Source organism: Stenotrophomonas sp. STEN013, assembly GCF_056760355.1.
In genome coordinates, this window is the sequence record NZ_JBRREO010000003.1 from 35378 (window position 1) to 55855 (window position 20478).

Genomic DNA, 20478 nt, shown 5'->3' on the forward strand with positions numbered 1-20478 from the left:
CCGGGCTTTCTTTGTTGTGGCTGCGCCGAAAGAGGCGGTGTCAGGCCGCTGGCAGGGTGCCTCGGTGATGTTCCAGCCACGACTCCAGTGCCGGTGCCGGCAGGGCGGGTGAGAACAGGAAGCCCTGCAGCAGGTCGCAACCGTGCGCGGCCAGGAACTGGCGCTGGCACTCGGTCTCCACCCCTTCGGCGACCACCAGTTTGTTCAGGTTCTCGCCGATGCGCAGGATCGACACGATCAGCGAGCGGGCGGTTTCACTGTGTTCGATGTCCTGCACGAAGCTGCGATCGAGCTTGAGCTCGCTGATTGGCAGGCGGTGCAGGTGGCTGAGACTGGAATAGCCGGTACCGAAATCGTCCAGAGACAGGCAGAAACCCAATGCGTGCAGCGCATCCAGGTTGCGCAGGACGCGCGCATGCGCCGAGAGCATCACGCTTTCGGTCATTTCCAGCACCAGGTCGCCCGCCCCCAAGTGGTATTCCTGCAGCAGTCCGCGCAGCTGGTCCGGCAGCGTGGCGTTGTCGAAATTGCTCGCCGACAGGTTCACCGAGATCCGTGGAACCGGTACGCCACGTTGTCGCCAGTGGCCCAGGTCATCGCAGGCCTGTCGCAGCACCCACAGGCTGAGCTCGTCCATCAGCCCGCATTCCTCGGCCATCGGAATGAACCGGGCCGGCGAGACACTGCCCATATGCGGATGTTCCCAGCGCAGCAGGGCTTCCACGCCGGCGAGCTGGCGGGTGCGGCTGCACAGTTGCGGCTGGTAATGGAGCGTGAGCTGGTCACCGCGCAGGGCCTCGCGCAGGGCGGCCTCCATCACCACCCGTTCCTGTGCGACGCGGTTCATGTCCAGGCTGAAGAAACGGAAGCCCGAGCCGCCCTCGTCCTTGGCGCGATACATCGCCAGATCGGCGTGGCGGAGCAGGGTGTCGATGTCGCGACCATCCACCGGATACATCGCCACGCCGATGCTGGCACTGGCGTTGACGGTGATCTGGCCCACGTTCAGTGGCGCGGCGATGGCGCCGAGCAGGCGCTCGCAGATGGCCGCGGTCTGCACCGCACTGCAGCCGGGTACCAGGAGCAGAAATTCATCACCGACCTGCCGGCCGAACAGGGCGGAGGGGCCGACGACGCCGGCCATGCGCTGGGCCACGTCCCGCAGCAGACCATCGCCTGCGGAATGGCCCTGGCTTTCGTTGATGCGCTTGAACCGGTCCAGACCGATGAACAGCGCTGCGACCTGTTGCCCGTTCTGTTCGCAACTGGCGAGCAATTGCTCGGCGCGGGCGGTGAACATCATCCGGTTGGGCAGGCCGGTCAGCGCATCGTAGAACGCCAGCTGGTGTACCCGCGCGCGGGTGTGTTCGCGTTCCAGCGCGAGCGCGCACAGATGCAGGCTCAGTTCGACCAGCGCGCGGTGCCAGGGAGCAGGCTCGCGCGCTTCAAGGTAGTGGAAAGCCAGCGTGCCCAGCACCTGCCCGCTGCTGGAACGGATCGGGTTGGCCCAACAGGCGCGCAAACCGGAGGACAGCAGTTCGCCGGCATGTGCGGCGCACAGGGGATCGGTGGCGATATCGGCGACGATGACCGGACGGTTGCGCCACGCCGCGACACCGCAGATGCCGCCGCCGACGCCGACCGGTTGCCCATTGAGATAGTCGACCAGCGCCGTGGGGAGGCTGGGTGCGGCGATGATCCGCAACATGTGGTTTGCATCGATCTGGCTGACCGAGGCCCGCAGATCGGGGGCCACACGTTCTATCTCGCGGCAGATCAGGCTCATCGTCTCGGCCAGCGAGACTTCGCGTACCAGCGCATCGAGCACTTTGTTCTGCAGCACTTCGTGGGTCTTGGCCGCGGTGATGTCGGTCAGGACATTGATGAAGCAATCGACCGTTCCATCGGCAGCCGGTACCGGTGTGGCGACCACCGACACCCACAGCGGGCTGCCATCACGGCGATAGCCCAGCACATCGGCACGATGCGGCTTTCCGGCAAGGTGATGTGCCCCCAGCTGGCGGATCGTCTCCGCATCGGTGTGTGTGCCCAACAGCAGATGCTGCGGCTGGCGGCCGCAAGCCTCTTCGCGGGTATAGCCGAACATGCGGAAGAAACCGTCGTTGCTGTACTGGATGACGGCATTGCGGTCACACAGCAGGATCGCATTGGCGCTGTGGTCCAGCGCCAATGCCAGCTGGCGTGCATCCACGGTGGGCGTGGATGGAGCGTTTGAAGCAGGCGTCACTTCCCGCATTGCTGCCATGCGTTCTTCCGTAGGTTGAGTGGAGCTGCTGCGTTGCCGACCATGGCGTAGGGTGGGGACTGTCAGGACTGGGAAAGCGTGACCAGGCGGCTGGCGATCTGCTCCAGCGGCAGCATCTCCTCCGCTGCGCCCAGACGTACCGCGCTGCCGGGCATCCCCCAGACAACGCTGGTGGCCTCATCCTGCACAAGTGTGGGTGCGCCGGCCTGTTTCAGCTCCAGCAGCCCCCGCGCGCCATCGTCGCCCATTCCCGTAAGAATCGCGCCGATGGCATTGGCACCAGCGGCCAGCGCGACGGAGCGGAACAGGACATCGACTGCCGGTTTATGCCGGTTGACCGGAGCGGAATCATCGATCCGGCAGCGCCAGCGCGCACCGTCGCGGATGATGCGCAGATGCCGTCCGCCCGGTGGAAGATAGGCGTGGCCGGGCAGGATGGCTTCGCCGTCGGTCGCTTCGCGCACCGACATGGCCGAATGCCGGTCCAGGCGTTCGGCGAAGGCCCTGCTGAAACTGGCGGGAATATGCTGTGTTATCACTACCGCCGGTGCATCGGCAGGCATGCCTTCAAGCACCACCCGCAGCGCTTCGGTTCCACCAGCCGAGGCGCCGATTGCGATCAGCCGGTCGGTGGTGCGAAAACGGGTGGGCGCCGGGACAGCGCTGTGCGCCGACAGGCGGCGGTTTCCGGGGTGTGCACCGATTGCCCGCACGCGCGAACGCGCCGCCGCTCTTACCTTTTCGCACAGCTCGTCCGCGTAGCTTTCCAGTCCGCGCGCGACGTCGAGTTTGGGCTTGGCGATGAAATCCACGGCACCCAGCGCCAGCGCCTGCAGGGTGGTGTCGGCACCACGCTCGGTCAGCGAGGAAACCATCACCACCGGCAGTGGATGCAGCCGCATCAGGTTTTCCAGAAATGCCAGTCCATCCATGCGCGGCATTTCCACATCCAGGGTCAACACGTCCGGATTCAGGCGCTTGATCTTCTCGCGGGCGAGCAGCGGGTCGGCGGCGGTGCCGACCACTTCAATGCCAGGATCGCGTGCGAGGATTTCCGACAGGAGCTGGCGCACCAGCGCCGAGTCGTCGACGATCAACACGCGGCAGGGAGGCTGCAGCGTCATTCGAACAACTCCACACCACCACTGACCGGCGTGCGCGAGAGCTGCGCGCGGACGGCCGATTCGGTTGCGGCCACGGCGGCGGCATCATCATGGGCATGTGGCAGACGTTGCACCACCACCCGGCCGGTGATGGGAAAGAACCAGATCTTGCGCGGATGGATGCCGCACAGATCCTCGGCGATGACCGGAATCTTCTCGGCCAGCAGGTACTGGCGGACGAACTCGGCATTGCGGGTGCCCACCGGGTTGCTGGTGAATCCCTTGAGCACGTTGGCGCCGCCAAAGACCTTGGCTTCCAGCCGCTTGCGGTTGGCGCCGCGCTTGAGCAGATCGTTGATCAGCAGTTCCATCGCATAGCTGCCGTAGCGCGCAGGAGCACCGTCGCTTACGGTGCCGTCGGGCAGCAGGAAGTGGTTCATGCCCCCAATACCGAGAATGGGATCGCGGATGCAGGCGGCCACGCACGAACCCAGCGTCGTGGTCAGTGCGGTGTCGTCATCGACCACCAGGTATTGGGTAGGCAGCAGTTTGGCGGCAATCGTCTGGAAACGACTGTCGCGGTAGCGCATCACGCCGTCGTCGTGGCGGGTGCTGGACTTCATGCACGGGTTCCTTTCGCGCGCCGGTACAGGGTGCGACCGCACGGCTGGATCAGATCCGCGGCGTGCAGGTAGTTCTCCGAGTGGCCGGTGTACAGCAATCCATCTTCGGCAAGATGCGGTACCAGTCGCGACAGGATCGCCCGCTGCGTCGGCTTGTCGAAATAGATCATCACGTTGCGACAGAACAGCGCCTCGAACGGTCCGCCCACGTCATAGCGCGGGGTCAGCAGATTCAGGGGGCGGAAATCGATCAGTGCGCGCAGCGCCGGCACCACCCGGCACTTGCCTTCATTGGGACCGGTGCCGCGCTGGAAGTAGCGCTTCTTCACTGCAGGCTCCAGCGCGGCGATACGCTCGATCGGATACACGCCCTGCGCGGCGGTCGCCAGCACCTGCGTGTCCACATCCGTTGCGAGGATGCGCACCGGCGGCGTCAGGCTGCCGAACGCCTCGCAGGCGGTGATGGCGATCGAATAGGGTTCCTCACCGGTGGACGCCGCACAGGACCAGATATTCAAGGGTGCGTGAGCGGCGCGTTCGCGCAGCTCGTCGTGCAAACGCTCGAAGTGATGCGGTTCGCGGAAGAACGAGGTGAGGTTGGTGGTCAGTGCGTTGGTGAACGCCTGCCACTCGTCGCCACCGTCCTGTTCGAGCTTGTCCAGATAGTCCTTGAAGTCCCGCAGGCCCAATGCGCGCAGGCGGCGGGACAGGCGTCCGTACACCATGTCGCGCTTTGCCGGTGCCAGCGCGATGCCGGCCCGCTGGTGGATCAGTTCGCACACGCGACGGAAATCCCGGTCGTCGAACTCGAAATCCCGGCCGGCGCTGGGGGAGTGAAGTGTCGTCATGATCCGGCGTCAGCTGGCCAGTGCGAGGGTGTGGGTGGCATTCATCCGCGCGGAGGGGCCGCCCTCGGCCGTCAAGCGGAATGCGGAAACCGCCTCGTCCAGCAGCAGCGCCTGTTCCTCCATCGAGCGCGCGGCGGCGGTGGCTTCCTCCACCAGGGCGGCGTTCTGCTGGGTGGTTTCATCCATCTGCACCACGGTCTGGTTGACCTGCTCGATACCGGCGGACTGTTCCTGCGAGGCGGCGGAGATCTCGGCCATGATGTCGGTCACGCGCTGCACGCTGCTGACAATCTCGCCCATGGTGGCGCCGGCCTGGTGCACCAGCGTCGAGCCTTCGGACACCTTCTCGACGGAATCATCGATCAGCCCCTTGATCTCCTTGGCGGCACCGGCCGAGCGTTGTGCCAGGGTGCGCACTTCACTGGCGACCACGGCGAAACCGCGGCCCTGCTCGCCGGCCCGCGCCGCCTCCACCGCGGCGTTGAGCGCCAGGATGTTGGTCTGGAAGGCGATGCCGTCGATCACCGAGATGATGTCGGCGATGCGCCTGGAGGAGGCCTCGATCCCGCTCATCGTGGTCACCACCTGATGAACCACCTGGCCCCCCTGCGAGGCGACCGACGCGGCGCCGATGGCGAGCTGGTTGGCCTGGCGGGCGTGCTCGGCGTTCTGGCGCACCGTGGAGGTCAGTTCCTCCATCGAAGCGGCGGTTTCTTCCAGATTGGCGGCCTGCTGCTCGGTGCGCTGCGACAGGTCCTGGTTGCCGGTGGCGATCTCCGAGGCGGCCAGGTTGATGCTGGACGCGGCGTTCTGGATGCGGCCGACAATGCCTGCGAGCTGGTCGACGGTGGCATTGGCATCGTCACGTATCCGGGCGAACACGCCATTGAACTTGCCGTCCATGCGTACGGTCAGGTCGCCCTGGGCGATGGCGCGCAGCAGATCCGATATCCGGGTCAGATTGTGGTCGCTGACCTGCATCATGGCGTTGAGGCTTTCCACCATTTCGCGGAAGTCATGTTCGAAGCGGCTTTCGTCGCCACGCTGGCTGAAGTCGCCGGCGGCGGCCGCGCTACCCAGGCGCTTGATCTCGCCATTGATGGCGGCCAGGTTCTGCTTGATCGTCGCCATGGTTTCGGTGATGACACGCTTCTGGCCCGGCAGCAGCGGCATGTCCGGACTCAGGTCGCCAATGGCGTAGCGCTGGGCGATGGCGATGACCTGCATGTTCACGTCGATATGGCTTGCGACCAGCGTGTTGGTCTCGGCGACCATCACCCCGTAGCTGCCCGGGAAGGCACTGGCGTCGATGCGGTGGCCGATGGCGCCGGCATCGTGCTGGCGGGCCATTTCATTCTGGGCATCGATCACCGCGCGCAACTGGTCCTGCATGCGCCGCATGCTGTCTAGCAGCTGGCCAGTCTCATCGCGGGTGGCTGCGGCAATGGTGTTGTCCATGCGGCCCTGGGCGATGGCGTTGGCAACAGCGGTGGCGTTGCGCAGGGGCAGCACGATACGGTTGCCGATGATCCAGCTCAGCGCCACGACCAGCAGCACCAGAAAACCACCCGCCACGGTCATGATCGCGGTGAACCTCAGTGCCTGCGACTGCACATCGTCCATGTACACACCGCTGGAAACGATCCAGTTCCACGGCTTGTACATGCCGGCGTAGGCGAGTTTTTCCACCGGCTCTTCGTGACCGGGTTTGGCCCATGTGTAGCCGACATAGCCACCGCCGCGTTTGGCCGCCTCCACCTGTTCGAAGTAGACGGCCACCCCGTCCTCGCTGCGGAAGTCCTTCATCGGCTTGCCGAGCAGATCCTTGCGGAAAGGATGCATCAGGACCGTGTAATCGGTGGAATAGATGTTGAAGTAGTTGACGTCGCCATCCGAGCGCATGGCCTGCACTGCGGCGATGGCCTGCTCCTGCGCGTCGGCCAGTGGCACGCTGCCGTTCTCGGCGAGCTGGGCATAGTGGTCCAGCACGCCGTAGCTCAGCTCCACCTGCGTGCGCAGCGTGTCCTTGCGTGTTTCATACAGGTCCACGTACTGCATGCGTGCGGCGATCACCGACAGGGCAATGACGCCCAGTACGATCAGTACGGTGAGCAGGTTCAGCTTGCCGCGTACGGAGATGTTGCTGATGTAACTCGACCAGAGACGATAGATATTCATTGACAGGAGGTTGTGGGCAGCAGGGCGTAAGCGGGATACCTGTGTATCGGCGCTGTCAAGGAAAAGTTGAGCGTCATCAAAGCAAAACCCCGGCGTTTGCCGGGGTTTTGGGTGGATCAGAACTCCTGCCAGTCCGAGTCGGCCAGTTCGGCCACTGCGGTTCTGGGGCTGGCGCTGCGGCGCCGTGGCGTGGGTTCCGGGGCAGGGGCCGGCTTGCGCGGCACAGGTTGGGCAGCGGCGATGGTGGACGGCGCGCGGGTCTCCAGCTGGCTTTCCTCCAGCTGGAACACCGACACCACGTCGGCCAGGTGGCCGGCCTGTTCTTCCATCGAGCGTGCGGCGGCGGTGGCTTCCTCCACCAGGGCGGCGTTCTGCTGGGTGGTCTCGTCCATCTGCACCACGGTCTGGTTGACCTGTTCGATGCCGGCCGACTGCTCCTGCGAAGCGGCGGAGATCTCGGCCATGATATCGGTCACGCGCTGTACCGAGGCCACGATCTCGCCCATCGTGGAGCCGGCCTTGCGCACCAGGGCCGAGCCATCGGCCACCTTGCTGACCGAATCATCGATCAGGCCCTTGATCTCCTTGGCGGCGCCTGCCGAGCGCTGTGCCAGGGTGCGCACTTCCGAGGCCACCACGGCAAAGCCACGGCCCTGTTCACCGGCGCGAGCAGCCTCGACGGCGGCGTTGAGTGCCAGGATGTTGGTCTGGAAGGCGATGCCATCGATGACCGAGATGATCTCGGCGATCTTCTTCGACGAGGCTTCGATGCCAGTCATCGTGGTGACGACCTGGCTGACCACATCGCCCCCTTGCGAAGCCACCGAAGCGGCGCCGATGGCGAGCTGGTTGGCCTGGCGGGCCGACTCGGCGTTCTGGCGCACGGTGGAGGTCAGTTCCTCCATCGAGGCCGCGGTCTCCTCCAGGTTGGCCGCCTGCTGCTCGGTGCGGCGCGACAGATCGCTGTTGCCGCTGGCGATCTCGGTTGCAGCCGCATTGATCGACACCGAGGACTGCTTGATGCGGCTGACGATGCCGGTCAGCTGCTCAGCCGTGGCGTTGGCGTCGTCGCGCATGGTCGCGAACACGCCCTGGAAATCACCCTGCATGCGCACGGTGAGATCGCCACGCGACAGCGCCGACAGCAGATCGGAGATCTGCGCCAGGCTCGTCGCGTTGGCGTCGAGCAGGCTGTTGAGCTGGCTGGCCAGCGACAGGAAGAAGCCCTCCTTGCCCTGGGTGTCGATGCGGCCGCTCAGATCGCCCGCCGCGGCGGCTTCGATCACACCTGCCACTTCGCGCTCCACCAGTGCTTCGGTGGTGCGGTCGCGCCATTCCACGACATGGCCAACCGGCGTGCCGCTCTCATCGCGGATCACCGAGATGGTCTGGGCGAACTCGGCCTGGCCGAAGCGCATGTCCCGCTTGAATACACCGGTCTTCTCCAGCACGTCGATCACGTGGCCGTCCACTTCGCCGTTGTGTTCCAGTGCGGTGACCGGCTGCCCGACCAGCGGCTTGCCGGCATCGTAGTGGCTCAGTTCGCCGGCGATGTCGTCGCTGTACTCCACCAGCGTATCGCGCAGCGCACGGTTGGCGTAGACGATTTCCAGGTCGGTGTTGGTCAGGTATACGCCCGTGGAAGAGTAGTCCAGCGCGGTACGGATGCGCAGGTTCTCCGCGGCGACGGCCGCATCGCGTTCGATCCGCTCACGCAGATCGCGCTGCATGCGCTGCATCGCGCGCAGCAGGTCGCCGACTTCATCGGCGCGCGAAACATCGATCGTGCCATCCAGGCGGCCGCTGGCCACATCATTGGCCACCGCTACGGCACCGCGCATCGAGCTGACCAGCGAGCGGGCGAACAGCCACACCAGCAGCAGGCCGGCGGCCGCGCCGATCAGGACCGCGATGACGGTGAGCACGGCCGAAGCGGAATAGGTTTCTTGCGCGCGCTCGCCTGCGGCCTGGGCCCGCGCATTGTCGTTGGCCGCCAGTTCCTGCAACGAGGCGTAGGCCTTGCGGTGCAGGGTGCGGGTTTCGCCGACGAAGGTGTCGATGGCGTCATCCGGCAGGTCCAGCTCCAGCATCTCGTTGACGGCGTCATAGGAGGCCAGTGCGGCAGTCCAGTCGCTTGCAAACGCGTCGAACAGTTTCTTCTGCCCGGCATCGTCGATCAGCTTCGGATAGTCGGCAATGATGGTGTCGATCTGTTTGCGCAGCGCGACGGAGCGCGCCTTGGCGTCCGCCTTGACCTCGGCACTGGCACGGATCAGGCCCTGATACTCGGTATTGCGATATTCGCTGACCAGTCCGCCCAGCTCGCCGGTGGTGCGCAGGCTGGGGGTGCGCTTTTCGGTCAGGTCGCTGGTGACGTTGTTCAGCGAGTGCAGGCCGCGGTAGGCAACGATGCCCTGCAGCAACATGAAAAACAGAACGACGCCGAAGGTCAGCAGCAGCTTCGGCTTGAGTTTCAGGGAGTGGATCCACTGCATTTGTGCAAGATCTCCGATGGCAAACCCCGCCAGCGCGGCAGGAGAACCATGCCGGCAGCCGCCGGCATGGTGACGGGCAGGTTGCTGCTTACTTGATGTTCGCCAGCTTCAGACCCGCCGGAGCGGTGACTTCGATTTCGGCGCGCGAGGAATCACGCTGGATCTTGCCGATCACGCAGACCGTCTTGCCTTCCAGTGACTCCAGCGGAAAACCGAACTTGCCGCGGTTGGCGCCCGCGATCCGTGCGGAGAACGTGTGGCGCGGGAACGCGCCGCCCATGTGCAGGAAGGTCGGCTGGCCTTCGGAACCTTCGGCATAGCGGGCCTTCTCCACCTTCCCGCAGACCATGCCGTCCTTGCCGGCAAAGCGCGCGGCGTTCTCCGGCGGAATCATCTCCGCGGTGTCGGCAGCGGCATTGAACGAGGCGGTGGCCAGAACAGCAGCCGTGAGCAGCGGGGTCAGATGCTTGTACATCGGTATCTCCGGGATGGCGTGTTGGGGTTCCGCGGGGAGGCGGACATGATGTCGCTATCGGCCGCGAGAGCCGGTGCTTGAGGGGTGTGCTTGGAAATGCGATGCAATTCGCAGTTTCAGGCGGACGCTTCTTCCAGGGCGGTGGTCTGGCCGAGGTCGGTGATGTCCAGCAGGGTCTCGATATCCAGCAGGATCAGCATCTTGTCGTCGTGCGTACCGATGCCGGAAATGACCCGTGTGTCGACGGCAGCGCCGAACTCGGGGGTCGGGCGGATCTGGTCGCCGGTCAGCGGAATCACGTCCGAGACGCTGTCCACCACGATGCCGACCACCCGGTCTTCGACGTTGAGCACGATCATCACGGTGAAGGCGTCGTAGCGGGCCTCGTCCAGGCGCAGTTTCAGGCGCAGGTCGATCACCGGGACGATGGTGCCGCGCAGATTGATCACGCCTTTAATGTAGTCGGGGGCATCGGGCACGCGCGTGACCGAATCGTAGCCGCGGATTTCCTGCACTTTCAGGATATCCACGCCGTAGTGCTCGTTGCCGAGAGTGAAGCTGAGGTATTCACCGCCAGTGCTGGCGGCGAGCGTGCGGGTGTCGTTCATGGCGGTTCCTGGTCTTGGCGTCGAGCCGGTGCGGAGCTGGGTACAGCTCCGGTATCGGCGTTTGCCGCCAGGACTTTAGGTCCCGCGCCTCAGAAGTCGCCGTTCAGGCGGGCCTTGCGCTCGCGGTCCACGCGGAAGATGTAGCGCTGGATCATCGCGTCGGCGCCGCGCGGCAGGTCATCAAAGCGCAGTCCGACGCGTAGCTGCTCGCTGCCGTTGGGCTGTTTCTGCAGCCGCTGGTTGCAGACGATCAGTGTGACGGGAATGGGCGGCGTGTCGGGCAGCCGGAGTTCGCAGCCGCGATAGCGCTGCTGCAGTTGCAGTGGCACGGTGTCCGCGGGGAATAGCAGGGCGATGCCGCCGGCGCTGATATCGACCACCCGCCAGGCGCGTGGTTCCTCATCGCCGGTGATGGGCAGGGTGCAGTGTGGGGAATCGCCAATTGGCGTTTCCAGCCGATAGAAGTCGCGGCGCTGCAGGTGGTGGATCTCGTCCGGTACCTCGACGCGGAACGCGGTCCGGCCGTGCTCCTCGATGCGTTCGAGCTGTGGCAGACGGAAGCGCACGGTGACCTTGTCCACCAGGGCGAAGCACAGCAGGTAGTCCGCATTGGCGGCATCGCGGTTGACTGCCGCCAGCGGGCTGCCGTCGAGCAGCAGGGTGTCGCCGTCCAGCTCCAGCACCGCGGTCGGGAATCCGTTCTCGCGTCCCTCCGGGTGGGCCGTCACCGTGGCGCGCTGGTCGATCAGGGCCTGCAGCAGGAGCTGGATCTGGCGCGGATTGCGGACGATGTATTTGTCGTCGGCATAGAGATTGCCGTCGAAGGAGGGAATGCTGGCGGTGGTCTGTACAAGCTCGGACATGATCGGTAAGCAAGTAGGCCAAGGGCTGCAGGAAACGCTATCTATAGCGCCAAACTGTGATATCGGCCACTTTTCCCATTGCTTTAGCCCGGTCCGTAACGCGTCCCGGGCCGATCTGCGGCCGTGGAGGTGCCGGGGCGCCTCCACGACGGTGCATCAGAACTCGCTCCAGTCCTGGCCGCTTGTGATCGCAGAACGAGGCGCTGATGGGGCTTTTGCGCGCAGCACCGGCCGTGCGTGTGCCGCATCGCTCGGTATTTTGCTCGCAACCTTGGCGACCTTTGCCACGGGAGCTGGCACGGTCGTTGACAGCTGGAACAGCGCAACGGCCTTGCTGAGTGCGTTGGCCTGATCTTCCATCGCGCGCGCGGCGGCGGTGGCTTCTTCCACCAGCGCGGCGTTCTGCTGGGTGGTCTCGTCCATCTGTACCACGGTCTGGTTGACCTGCTCGATGCCGGCCGACTGCTCCTGCGAGGCGGACGAGATCTCGGCCATGATGTCGGTCACACGCTGCACGCTGCCGACGATCTCGTCCATGGTGGCGCCGGCCTGACGCACCAGTGCGGAGCCTTCGGACACATTTTCCACGGAGTCGTCGATCAGGCTTTTGATCTCCTTGGCCGCTGCGGCCGAGCGCTGGGCCAACCCACGTACTTCTGAGGCCACCACGGCAAAGCCGCGACCCTGTTCGCCCGCGCGAGCGGCTTCGACCGCGGCGTTCAGTGCCAGGATATTGGTCTGGAAGGCGATGCCGTCGATCACCGAGATGATGTCGGCGATTCTCTTCGACGACTGTTCGATCGCCGTCATGGTGGTGACTACCTGGGTAACCACCTTGCCTCCTTGCGAGGCGACACCATGGGCGCCGATGGCCAACTGGTTGGCCTGACGTGCGTGTTCGGCATTCTGGCGGACGGTGGAGGTCAGCTCCTCCATCGAGGCGGCGGTTTCTTCCAGATTGGCGGCCTGCTGCTCGGTGCGCTGCGACAGATCCTGGTTGCCGCTGGCGATTTCATGGGCGGCAAGATTGATGCCCGATGCTGCGCCCTGGATGTCGCCGATGATCGTGGTCAGCTGCGCGATGGTGGTGTTGGCATCGTCACGGATCTGCGCGAACACGCCATGGAAGTCGCCGTGCATGCGCTGGGTCAGATCGCCGCTGGACAACGCTGTCAGTACCCTCGAGACCTGGCCGATGCTGCCATTGAAGGTTTCCAGCAAGCCATTGAGCTGATCTGAAAGCTGGAGCAGGAACCCTTCCTTGCCTTCCAGTCCGATGCGTTTTGACAGGTCGCCGCGCGCGGCGGCTTCCACGATGTGGCTGACTTCCCGTTCGACCCGAACCTCCTCGGTCCGGTCGGCCCACTCCACGACAAAGCCGAGCAGGGTGCCTTCGTCGTCGCGGACCGGGTTGATGATCTGCCGCAGCACGTGGTCGCCGAGCGAGATCTGTCCACGATGGGTGCCGCGCAACTCACTCAGTACGTGCCGTTGATGTGCTGGCTTCTTGTGGAAGCTGTCGATATTGGCGCCGATGAGTGTTGTGGTGTTGAACGCAGGCAAGTCGCGGCGGATATCGTGTTCGGCCTTTTCCAGCATCTGGAACAGTGACCGGTTGGCATAGAGGATGTTGAGGTCCGCATCGGAAATCATGATGTTGGTGGTGACATCATCCAGTGCGGTACGGATGCGCAGGTTCTCGGTCGCCAACGCCTGGTCGCGCTCATTGCGCGAGCGCAGCTGCACAACCATGTGGCCGATGTCGGCATGGATCCGCCCAATCTCGTCACACGCTTCAGGCAGGGGGCGCACTGAAAGATCGCCTTCGGCAACTGCGCGAACTGCCCTGGATGCGGCGGACAGCGGGCCAAGTATCGAGCGGGCGATATACAGGCACGGCAGCAGGGCGGAAAGCATGACCAGCGTGCAGGCAATAATCAGTGCACGGGTGAAGCTCCAGGCGCGGGCTTCAATATCATCGGTATATTCACCGCTGCCGATGATCCAGCCCCAGCGTTTGTGCAGGCCGACATAGGAGATTTTCTGCACAGCGGCATCGGTGCCGGGCTTGGGCCAGGTGTAATCGAGGAAGCCACCGCCGCTGACGCGGCCCAGACGGGCCATCTCAACGAAGATCTTTTTGCCATCGGCACTTGTCGAGTTGCTGAGGTCTGTGCCGTTCAGTGCCTTCTGGTGGGGGTGCATCAGCATGGTGGGGTGCAGGTCATTGACCCAGACGTAATCGCTGCCGTTGGCGCTGCGCAGCGATTCAAGTGCGGACAGGGCCAGCTGCTGCGCTTGGTCTTGACTCAGCTCGCCTGCTTCGGCGCGGTCAGCGTAACTGTTTGCCAACGCCAGCGCCGCTTCCACCCGGGTATGCAGCGTGTTGCGCTCATTCTGGATCAGCTCGGAGTGGTTGCGCTGTGCGGTGACCACGCACAGCGTGACGATGCCGACAGCCAGTACCGCGAGCATCAGCATGAACTTCTTTTTCAAAGGTAGATCGCGGAACGCACGGAGCAACAGACTTGACTTCATGGCGGATGCACTTGAGTCGAAAGAAGGGGTGGCTGGGACCGTGGGTTCCTCGCGAAACGCTCCCCAGCGCCCTGATATCGGCAGGGCGCCGGGTTTCTGCAGTGATATCCACCGTGCAGGCATTCTGTGCGCGGTTCTCAGCCACTTTCTTACGCGAGGTTCCTGTCCTGGCTGATCCGGTTGGAGCAGGGTTGGCTGTTGCGGTGTCAGTTCGTTGTTGGTTTCCCGATATCGGTTGCAACGAGGACCATCAAGCTCAGCAAAGACCCAGGCCCCAAGCCCCCGTCTGGCGGGGCTGCGGTGTCGTTCAGAACTCCTGCCAGTTGCCGGCGTCGATCATTGCCTGCTCTGCGCGCACGGTCTTGCGAAGTGCTGGCTTGATCGGAGCTGTGGTTGTCGCGCGGGATGCTTTTGCCGTCAGCTTGCTACGTGCTGGCGCTATTCCATTCGTGGCGTGACGGCTGTCGAGCCGGAACAGGGCGACCGTCTGGCTCAGGGCGCTGGCCTGTTCTTCCATCGCGCGGGCGGCGGCGGTGGCTTCTTCCACCAGCGCGGCGTTCTGCTGGGTGCTTTCATCCATCTGCATCACGGTCTGGCTGACCTGCTCGATGCCGGCCGACTGCTCCTGCGAGGCGGCGGAGATCTCGGCCATGATGTCGGTCACGCGTTGTACGCTGCCGACGATTTCGCCCATCGTGGTGCCGGCCTGGTGCACCAGCGCGGAGCCTTCTGACACTTTCTCCACCGAGTCATCGATCAGGGTCTTGATCTCCTTGGCGGCTGCGGCCGAACGCTGTGCCAAGGTGCGCACTTCCGAGGCGACCACGGCGAAGCCGCGGCCCTGTTCGCCGGCACGCGCCGCTTCCACCGCGGCGTTGAGCGCCAGGATGTTGGTCTGGAAGGCGATGCCGTCGATCACCGTGATGATGTCGGCGATCTTCTTCGACGACTGCTCGATCGCGGTCATCGTGGTGACCATCTGCAGGGCGACTTCGCCCCCCTGGGACGCGATGGTATGCGCGCCGATCGCCAGCTGGTTGGCCTGACGGGCATGCTCGGCGTTCTGGCGGACGGTGGAGGTCAGTTCCTCCATCGATGCGGCGGTTTCCTCCAGATTGGCGGCCTGCTGCTCGGTACGCTGCGACAGGTCCTGGTTGCCGGTGGCGATCTCGCTGGCGGCGAGGTTGATGCTGCCTGCGGCTCCCTGGATACGGCTGACGATATCGGTCAGTTTTTCCACTGTGATATTGGCGTCGTCGCGCATCTGCGCGAATACCCCTTGGAAATCCCCCTGCATGCGCTGGGTCAGGTCGCCTTCGGCAATGGCCTGCAGCAGCACCGACAGGGAGTGCAGGTTGGCATCGGAGCGGGCCATCAGCTGGTTCAGGTCCGACACCATGTCGCGGAAGCCGAACTGGAAGCGCGATTCGTCGCCGCGTGCGGAGAAATCGCCGCGCACCGCCGCCTGGCTCAAGGTGCCGATCTCGTTGCTGATGGCCAACAGGTTGGCTTTGACCGTATCCATGGTCTGGGTGAGCACCGCCTTCTCGCCGGGCAAGCGCAGGAAGTTTTCACTCAGGTCGCCAATGGCATAGCGCCCCATCAGCGCGCTGACCGCGTTGGCCGCATCGATATGACTGCCGACCAGGGCGTTGAGTTCGGCCACCATCAGCCCGTAGTCGCCGGGGAAACGGTTGTGGTCGATGCGGAAGCTGATCTGGCCCTCGTCGTGAAGTGTGGCCATCTCCCGCTGGGCGGTGATGACCGCGCGCAACTGGTTCTGCATCTCGTCCATGCTCTGCAGCAGCTGGCCGGATTCATCGCGGGCCTCAATCAGGATCCGGTTGTCGAGCTGGCCGCGGGCGATGGCGTGTGCGACCTGGCTGGCATTGCGCAGTGGACTGACGATGGAGCGGGCGATTGCCCAACCCAGCAGTACGGCCAGCAGCACCAGTGCCGTCATCACGACCAGCGTGACGATCACGGTGTTGCGATAGATGGCGCTGGTCTCATCGATCTGCTGGTTGAGATGCTTGATGTTGTAGTCCGACAGCTCCTTGACCGCACCGAACAGGGCGTAGCGCGCCGGATTCGACTCCGTGGTCGAGATCAGTTCCGCCGCATCATGGTCGCGCTCATCCAGGGCCGCAGCCAGACGTTCATGGGCGGCGAAATAGGCCACCCGTGCGGCGATGACGCGGTCGTAGATCGCACGCTCGTTGGTACTGGATTCGCTGGGAATCGCGTCGTAGGCCTTCTCGGCGTTCTCGATGACGCTGCGGGCGCTGGCCAGTTGCGCGATGAAACGGTCGGCCTCCTGCGGATCGTTCCTGCGGGCGATGCGGGCCAGCTCGAAGGTGCGGAACTCGCCCAGCGAGGCGCGCATTTCGCCCAGATGTTCCACCGCCGGCATCCAGTTGTCGCGGATCGCCTCCAGCTGCGTGTTCAGTGCGGACAGGCGCATCAAAGACAACACGCCCAAGGCGATGGTCATCAGCGTCGTTACGGTGAATGCCACTGCCAGCTTTCGGGCAATGGGAAGGTCAAGGAACCACTTCATGGGAATCAGGTGCTCGTATCGGAACAGGGGAGGGGGCCGAGGCTGCTGGGGAGGCGGCTTCGTCGTTGCCTGGACTGATAGCGGCTTGGGACGGTGTCGCTTGAGTAAAAGACGCTTTTGGATGGTCTGAAATGTCTATGCAAAATAATCACTTGCGTGAATGCGCGGCGACATGAGGGGCCTGTTTGTGAAGTAAAAAGCCCCCGCCCGAAGGGGCGAGGGCTGCAAGCGCGACGAACATGGCTGCGGCGGGTTTCAGAACTCCTGCCAGCTGTCCTCGTTGCTGGAGGGAAGCGGGAGTGGACGTGTATTGGCGGTCATCGCGCGCGGCTGCCGTGCCGGTTTCAGTGCGGGAATCGCCGGGGCACGGTGCACGTGTGCCATCGCCGCGGGGGCAGCGGTGGCATCCAAACGGAATACCGCCACAGCAGCGGCCAGCAACCGGGCCTGTTCTTCCATCGCGCGCGCGGCGGCGGTGGCTTCCTCCACCAGCGCGGCGTTCTGCTGGGTGGTTTCGTCCATCTGCATCACCGTCTGGTTGACCTGCTCGATGCCTGCGCTTTGCTCCTGCGAGGCGGCGGAAATCTCGGCCATGATGTCGGTCACGCGCTGCACCGAAGAGACGATCTCGCCCATGGTGGAGCCGGCCTGGCGGACCAGCTTGCTGCCGCCGGTGACATTCTGCACAGATGCATCGATCAGCTCCTTGATCTCCTTGGCAGCCGCGGCCGAGCGCTGGGCCAGGGTACGCACTTCACTGGCGACCACGGCGAAACCACGGCCCTGTTCGCCGGCGCGCGCCGCTTCCACCGCCGCGTTGAGCGCCAGGATGTTGGTCTGGAAGGCGATGCCATCGATCACCGAGATGATGTCGGCGATCTTCTTCGATGAACCCTCGATGGCATCCATCGTGGCCACCACCTGGCCGACCACTTCACCGCCCTGTGAGGCGACGGTGTGCGCGCCGATGGCCAGCTGGTTGGCCTGGCGGGCCGATTCGGCGTTCTGGCGCACGGTGGAGGTCAGCTCCTCCATCGAGGCGGCGGTTTCCTCCAGGTTGGCGGCCTGTTGCTCGGTCCGCTGCGACAGATCCTGGTTGCCGGTGGCGATCTCGCCGGCGGCCTGGTTGATGCTCGATGCCGCGTGCTGGATGCGGCCGACAATGCCGGTCAACTGCGAGACAGTGGCATTGGCGTCGTCGCGCATGGTGGCGAACACGCCATGGAATTGGCCGTGCATCCGCGCGCTCAGGTCGCCACTTGCGATGGCCTGCAGCAGTCGGGAGACTTCCAGCAGGTTGTCATCGGTGGTTTCCATCAGGCTGTTCAGGCCGGCCACCATGTCACGGAAATCGTGCTGGTAGGCGTCCAGATCGCCGCGCTGTTTGAAGTCGCCGACGGCTGCGGCCGAGGCCAGGCGCTTGATCTCGCTGTTGATGGCGGCCAGGTTCTGCTTGATCGTCGCCATGGTGTCGGTGATGACACGCTTCTCGCCCGGCAACACCGGCATATCCGGCGTCAGGTCGCCGATGGCATAGCGCTGGACGATCCCGATGGCCTGCATTTTCACGTTGATATGGTTGGTGACCAGATTGTTGGTCTCGGCCACCATCACCCTGTAGTCGCCGGGGAAGGCATCGGCGTCGATGCGGTAGCTGATGCTGCCGCCATCGTGCTGGCGTGACATTTCAACCTGTGCATCGATCACCGCCCGCAGCTGGGCCTGCATGCGCTGCATCGCGCTGAGCAGCTTGCCCACTTCGTCCTGCCGCGAACTGTCGATGCTTCCTTCGAGTTTGCCGGCGGCCACATCGTTGGCGACGCGGACGGCATCACCCAGGGGCCGTACGATGGCACGCACAATCAGCATGCCCAATCCGGCTGACAACAGTGCCAGTGCAATGATCGACAGCACGATGGCCATGCTGCTACGGCTGTGGCTGCGGTTGGCGTTGGCGATCTGGCTGTCGAGGGTGGCGACGCTGTACTCGTTCAAGGCCTTCAAGGCATCGAACAGCACCCGGCGTTTGGGGCGGGACTGCTCGTCGGAGACCGCCTGCGCGCTGACCGGATCACCGCTGGCCAGGGCCTGTTCGATCAGGCGGTGCGCGGCGAAATAGTCTTCCAGCGCGGAAGCGACCTTGGCGTACAGGGCTTTTTCCTGGCTGTCGCTGTGGAGCGCTTCATAGCGGGTCTTGAGTTTGGCGACAGCATCTTCGATCTCGGCCATGCGGCGGTCGTAGTCGGCGACCGCCTCGGGCTCGTTCAGACGGGTGAGCTGGGCGATCTCGAAGGTGCGGTACTCGCCCAGCTGGGAGCGGATTTCGCCGATGTATTGCACCGACGGCATGTCGCGGTTGCTGACGGCTTGCAGCTGGTTGTTGGCGGCATCCAGTCGCAACAGGGCAAAACCGCCCAGCACAATGGTGGTCAGTGTTGTCAGCGTGAATGCGATCGCAAGTTTCCGTGCGATCGTGAGGTTGCGAAAGAACTCCATTACAGACTCTCCGAATCGACTACAGGTAGGGCATGCCCGCCAGAAGCGCCAGATCGGGCACAACGGGGGAGAGAAAAGGTGTTCGAAAGCGCGTTCTTTGCCCGGTGGCAGCCGGGCTGATACGGGTAGCGGCGCGCGCGGAATTTCCTGAAGTGCGGCCGCGAAAGGGCGTTGCGAAGGCGCCGTCTGCCGCCCAGGACCGCGCGGTGGCGCGGCGGTCAGGGTTTTTGCGGTGGTCAGAAATGCAGCTGTGCGCGCAGGCTCAGCAGATGCGGGTCGACGTGGGACCCAGCCCGCCGGGCGTCGGCACGGACGTAGTTGCCCTGGAACTTCAGGTTCGGCCCCAGGTACCAGTTGGCACCCAGCGTCCAGCTTCTGGCGCGACCGCCGGCGATGCCGGCGTCGTCCAGATCAAGGTGATCGCGGCGCAGCAGCAGTTCGACTGCGCCATGGCGATGGCCCGGTTTGGGGTTGCCGACATTGCCGGCGGAGTACGGACGGGATTCGCCGGTCACCAGCCAGCTGGCGCTGGCATAGCTGCCATACCCGCGGTAGTCCGGAAGGCCGCTGCCGCGCCGGGCCGTCTGTTGCTGGTATTCGCCCTGCAGCGACCACGGCCCGTTGATCCACAGCGCTTCAATCCCCCGACGCTGCAATTGCTGGATGTCCCGCAGGGTGCCCGAGTCGACCAGCCGGTCGGTGGTCAGCGCTGAACCGGCACGCGCCCGCCAACGGGCGGTGGGTGCGCGGTACTGGTCGCGTCCGTCGACTTCGCCTTCCGGGGATTCCTTCGAGGCGGACACGCCCAGGTGGAGAACGTTTCCCGATGCCTTCCAGGGTGTCCATGCCAACCGCGCCGCAGCGGTGTCGCCCCGGTTGTTGCCCTGCAGATCGGAGCCGAAGTAGTACCCGGCGTTGAGGATGTACAGAGGCTGCTCGTATGCCCAGTCCACACCGGTGCGGCGGCTTTCATAGAACGCCTGGGTCGGCAGCGAGGCTTCGATGTAGCTGCCGGCACGTGATGCGGTCGCCCCCTCGAATCCCACTGCCATCTTGCTCTGGCCCAGACGCAGTTTGCCCAGGTCCCGACCGAACAGTGCCTTGGTCTCCAGGCGCAGCGCCACATCCAGCCAGGTCTTTGACTGGAAGTCGTAGCCGACAGTGACGTCATAGCGGCCGGCGCGCTTGTAGCCGATGCCGAACTCCTTTCGGCGCCAACCGGTTTCGTCATGCAGCACGGCACCGGCATGTCCGCTTCCCGAGAAATCGGCGGCGTCGTAGGCGACGTTGCCGGTCAGCGTCAGCTCGTCGCCGCTGGCGGTTTTCAGCCGGGGGGGCCATGTCTGGGTCTGGGCCGCGGCGGGCAGGGTCACGCACAACAGCAGGCAGGGCAGGGCGATACGTTTCATGCGGATCCACGGCAGG

At 64.6% G+C, this 20478-nt stretch carries 13 protein-coding genes; all 13 read right to left on the reverse strand.

Annotation, left to right across the window (positions count from 1 at the left end):
- Positions 1 to 40: 40 nt before the first annotated feature.
- Positions 41 to 2266: a sensor domain-containing protein gene (locus tag ACVOMH_RS08010; RefSeq protein ID WP_481551604.1), complete on the reverse strand. Its 2226-nt coding sequence runs from the start codon at positions 2264 to 2266 to the stop codon at positions 41 to 43.
- Between the two features lie 62 nt (positions 2267 to 2328).
- A complete protein-coding gene (locus tag ACVOMH_RS08015) occupies positions 2329 to 3390 on the reverse strand; it encodes a protein-glutamate methylesterase/protein-glutamine glutaminase (protein ID WP_481551605.1) in 1062 nt (353 codons plus the stop codon).
- A complete protein-coding gene (cheD, locus tag ACVOMH_RS08020) occupies positions 3387 to 3992 on the reverse strand; it encodes a chemoreceptor glutamine deamidase CheD (protein ID WP_057506480.1) in 606 nt (201 codons plus the stop codon). The genes ACVOMH_RS08015 and cheD overlap by 4 nt, the downstream gene beginning before the upstream one ends.
- The gene (locus ACVOMH_RS08025; protein WP_481551606.1) at positions 3989 to 4840 is read right to left on the reverse strand and encodes a CheR family methyltransferase; all 852 of its coding nucleotides are present in this window, start codon (positions 4838 to 4840) and stop codon (positions 3989 to 3991) included. Before ACVOMH_RS08025 ends, cheD begins: the two co-directional genes overlap by 4 nt.
- A gap of 9 nt (positions 4841 to 4849) precedes the next feature.
- Complete coding sequence (locus ACVOMH_RS08030; RefSeq protein ID WP_481551607.1) at positions 4850 to 7018, reverse strand: methyl-accepting chemotaxis protein; 2169 nt, start codon at positions 7016 to 7018, stop codon at positions 4850 to 4852.
- Between the two features lie 116 nt (positions 7019 to 7134).
- The gene (locus ACVOMH_RS08035) at positions 7135 to 9513 is read right to left on the reverse strand and encodes a methyl-accepting chemotaxis protein (RefSeq protein ID WP_481551608.1); all 2379 of its coding nucleotides are present in this window, start codon (positions 9511 to 9513) and stop codon (positions 7135 to 7137) included.
- An 88-nt stretch (positions 9514 to 9601) separates the two neighbouring features.
- Positions 9602 to 9988 (reverse strand): hypothetical protein, encoded by a 387-nt coding sequence (locus ACVOMH_RS08040; RefSeq protein WP_481523792.1) that lies wholly within the window; start codon positions 9986 to 9988, stop codon positions 9602 to 9604.
- 116 nt (positions 9989 to 10104) lie between these two features.
- Complete coding sequence (locus ACVOMH_RS08045; protein WP_481523793.1) at positions 10105 to 10596, reverse strand: chemotaxis protein CheW; 492 nt, start codon at positions 10594 to 10596, stop codon at positions 10105 to 10107.
- 89 nt (positions 10597 to 10685) lie between these two features.
- Positions 10686 to 11459, reverse strand: coding sequence for a flagellar brake protein (locus ACVOMH_RS08050; RefSeq protein WP_481523794.1), 774 nt, complete (start codon positions 11457 to 11459; stop codon positions 10686 to 10688).
- A gap of 156 nt (positions 11460 to 11615) precedes the next feature.
- Positions 11616 to 14120, reverse strand: a complete 2505-nt coding sequence (locus tag ACVOMH_RS08055) for a methyl-accepting chemotaxis protein (protein ID WP_481551609.1) — start codon at positions 14118 to 14120, stop codon at positions 11616 to 11618.
- A 184-nt stretch (positions 14121 to 14304) separates the two neighbouring features.
- The gene (locus ACVOMH_RS08060; RefSeq protein ID WP_481551610.1) at positions 14305 to 16557 is read right to left on the reverse strand and encodes a methyl-accepting chemotaxis protein; all 2253 of its coding nucleotides are present in this window, start codon (positions 16555 to 16557) and stop codon (positions 14305 to 14307) included.
- A gap of 255 nt (positions 16558 to 16812) precedes the next feature.
- The gene (locus ACVOMH_RS08065; RefSeq protein ID WP_481551611.1) at positions 16813 to 19053 is read right to left on the reverse strand and encodes a methyl-accepting chemotaxis protein; all 2241 of its coding nucleotides are present in this window, start codon (positions 19051 to 19053) and stop codon (positions 16813 to 16815) included.
- A gap of 236 nt (positions 19054 to 19289) precedes the next feature.
- Positions 19290 to 20462, reverse strand: coding sequence for an OprO/OprP family phosphate-selective porin (locus ACVOMH_RS08070; protein WP_481551612.1), 1173 nt, complete (start codon positions 20460 to 20462; stop codon positions 19290 to 19292).
- Between the last annotated feature and the right edge of the window lie 16 nt (positions 20463 to 20478).

Excerpts from the sequence above, each read along its gene's own strand:
- ACVOMH_RS08065 (WP_481551611.1), bottom strand. The coding sequence starts at position 19,053 with ATGGAGTTCTTTCGCAACCTCACGATCGCACGGAAACTTGCGATCGCA.
- ACVOMH_RS08030 (WP_481551607.1), bottom strand. The coding sequence starts at position 7,018 with ATGAATATCTATCGTCTCTGGTCGAGTTACATCAGCAACATCTCCGTA.
- ACVOMH_RS08035 (WP_481551608.1), bottom strand. The coding sequence starts at position 9,513 with ATGCAGTGGATCCACTCCCTGAAACTCAAGCCGAAGCTGCTGCTGACC.
- ACVOMH_RS08055 (WP_481551609.1), bottom strand. The coding sequence starts at position 14,120 with ATGCCTGCACGGTGGATATCACTGCAGAAACCCGGCGCCCTGCCGATA.
- cheD (WP_057506480.1), bottom strand. The coding sequence starts at position 3,992 with ATGAAGTCCAGCACCCGCCACGACGACGGCGTGATGCGCTACCGCGAC.
- ACVOMH_RS08010 (WP_481551604.1), bottom strand. The coding sequence starts at position 2,266 with ATGGCAGCAATGCGGGAAGTGACGCCTGCTTCAAACGCTCCATCCACG.
- ACVOMH_RS08040 (WP_481523792.1), bottom strand. The coding sequence starts at position 9,988 with ATGTACAAGCATCTGACCCCGCTGCTCACGGCTGCTGTTCTGGCCACC.
- ACVOMH_RS08070 (WP_481551612.1), bottom strand. The coding sequence starts at position 20,462 with ATGAAACGTATCGCCCTGCCCTGCCTGCTGTTGTGCGTGACCCTGCCC.
- ACVOMH_RS08050 (WP_481523794.1), bottom strand. The coding sequence starts at position 11,459 with ATGTCCGAGCTTGTACAGACCACCGCCAGCATTCCCTCCTTCGACGGC.
- ACVOMH_RS08015 (WP_481551605.1), bottom strand. The coding sequence starts at position 3,390 with ATGACGCTGCAGCCTCCCTGCCGCGTGTTGATCGTCGACGACTCGGCG.
- ACVOMH_RS08025 (WP_481551606.1), bottom strand. The coding sequence starts at position 4,840 with ATGACGACACTTCACTCCCCCAGCGCCGGCCGGGATTTCGAGTTCGAC.
- ACVOMH_RS08060 (WP_481551610.1), bottom strand. The coding sequence starts at position 16,557 with ATGAAGTGGTTCCTTGACCTTCCCATTGCCCGAAAGCTGGCAGTGGCA.
- ACVOMH_RS08045 (WP_481523793.1), bottom strand. The coding sequence starts at position 10,596 with ATGAACGACACCCGCACGCTCGCCGCCAGCACTGGCGGTGAATACCTC.